This window comes from Rhodoferax sp. (genome assembly GCF_039922535.1).
Lineage (GTDB): Bacteria > Pseudomonadota > Gammaproteobacteria > Burkholderiales > Burkholderiaceae_C > Rhodoferax_B.
In genome coordinates this window covers 1-1,841 of record NZ_JBDTEM010000120.1, presented here as the reverse complement: position 1 = coordinate 1,841, position 1,841 = coordinate 1, and the positions used below count along the sequence as shown (strand labels likewise).

2 protein-coding genes are annotated in these 1,841 nt (G+C 60.6%); both read right to left on the bottom strand.

The window, feature by feature from the left end; translation table 11 throughout:
- Positions 1-193: hypothetical protein (locus ABI213_RS05600; protein ID WP_348026367.1), on the bottom strand; the 193-nt coding region annotated here is incomplete at its 3' end.
- Positions 194-195: 2 nt separating this feature from the next.
- Entirely contained in the window at positions 196-1,725 is a 1,530-nt protein-coding gene (locus ABI213_RS05595) for a tetratricopeptide repeat protein (RefSeq protein WP_348026365.1), read from the bottom strand.
- Positions 1,726-1,841 lie beyond the last annotated feature (116 nt).

Genomic DNA, 1,841 nt, shown 5'->3' with positions numbered 1-1,841 from the left:
GCTGCTCGGTGACATCTGCCAGTGCGTCTTTGGCGCGGGTGCTGCTGAGCCGGGCTTTCAGGCGTTCGACCAGCAGGCCGGCTGTGCCTTTGCCGGCTTCTTCGGCGGCTTTTTCAACGGCCTTGCCTAGTAAGGGCGACAGCATGGCGACGGTGGCGCTGATAAGGGTGCTGAGGACGGTGGGGTCGAGCATGGTTACTCCTCTGGAAAATAAGTGAGCAGCGGGTCCAGCAACTCGGTATCGAATGGTTCGCCTGCCGCTTCGTGCAGCGTGCAATAGTGCGCCAAGAGATATCCCATGGCCAGGTGGTGGACATTTGGCTGCAGCAGAAATTCGGGGCGCAAGGTCACCACGGCTTCGCGCGCGCTGGGCAATGCCGCTGCTGCGTCCTGTACTTTGCTGCTTGTACGGGCTAAACCCATCAAGGCTCTGGCAAGTAGCGGTGCCAGCACGGCATTCGGCATGGTGTCGATGCTGCGGTACAGATCGACCGCTTGCTGGGCGGACTCCAGGGCGGGTGTGTGCTGGCCCATCGCGGTTTGAATGGTGGCTTGTGTTTCCAAGGCATTTGCCAGGTGGACTATGTGCACATCGGGTAGCTGCTCCGCCAAGTCGCAGTACAGCTGAACCGATTCATGGGCGAGCGCTAACGCAATCTCGTCTTGGCCCAGCTTGCGTTGAATGAGGGCTAAATTGTTGAGCGACAAGGCCAGGTCTGGCGTAAATACATCGGGCCGTTGTGCTGCCAGGTGGCGGTTGATGTGGGTCGCTTGTTGCGCCGGGTACAAGGCTTCTGCATGCTGTTGTAGGTTGCCGTGCGTGTTTGCCAGGTTATTGAGTGCCTTGGCGAAATCTGGCGAATAGATATCTGGCCTTTGCGCTGCCAGAGTCCGGAACCAGTCCACAGCTTCTTGGCCGGCTTCTAACGCGGATTGGTGCTGGTTCAAATCACTGTGCGCATTGGCTTGGCAGGTGAGTGCCATGGCCAGATCAGCCGTGAAGGCGTCAAATTGTTGCGCTTGCAGTGGGCGTAGCAGTTCAACCGCCGATTGCGCCGATTGCGCGGCCGATACGAGCTCACCTACATCGCTCTGTCGATTGGCCAGGTTGCCTAATGCCCTGGCCCAGTCTGGCGTAAATGCTCCGGGTTTTTGCTGCTCAAGTTGTTGGTAAATATCCGTAGCAAGCTGCGCCGCATGTAATGCCTGCGCATAGCGACCCAAGCCGCCGTGCATGGTGGAGGTGTTGATAAATGCTGCCGCCAGGTGTGGCAAAAACAAGGCAGGCCATTGCTCTGCAAGGGGCATGAACATTGCCAATGCCCCTTGGGCGGTCTGCAGAGCGGGTATGTGCTGACCAAGGAATCTTTGGGCGAGAGCCAGATTGTTAAGGGCAAACGCCTGGGCGGCGACAGCTTCAGGCTCTGACGTGGCAGGGCTTATGGCCAGAACCCGGTGCATTACCCGCAGATTGATTTCCCGCAGGGCCATGCTTTGGGTCGGTAGGCTGGTGGCCAGCGCGTTCAGGGCCACCTGATCGTCTTGCACGGCCTCGAATATGCCGGTGAGCCACGCCATCGGCCCCGTCGCCACCCCCGCAAAATCCTGCACACACCGAACCACCGTCTCCGCCACCCGGTGCCCAAAGGCTGCGTAACAGCGCAGCACCGTATCGCGGCCCTCGTCGCCCGGCAGCAGCCGGACCAACAGCGCTTCGCCCACCATGTCAGGAATCACCGGGGCGATGCCGTGGGGGCCAGGTAGGGCTTGCATCAGCAGCTTGAACAGGCCGGCGGGGGCATCCGGCTGGGTCCAACCGGTGGCTTGCTGCTCGGCGGCGG

Coding starts and splice junctions, on each gene's coding strand:
- ABI213_RS05595 (WP_348026365.1), bottom strand. CDS start 1,725: ATGGTGGGCGAAGCGCTGTTGGTCCGGCTGCTGCCGGGCGACGAGGGC.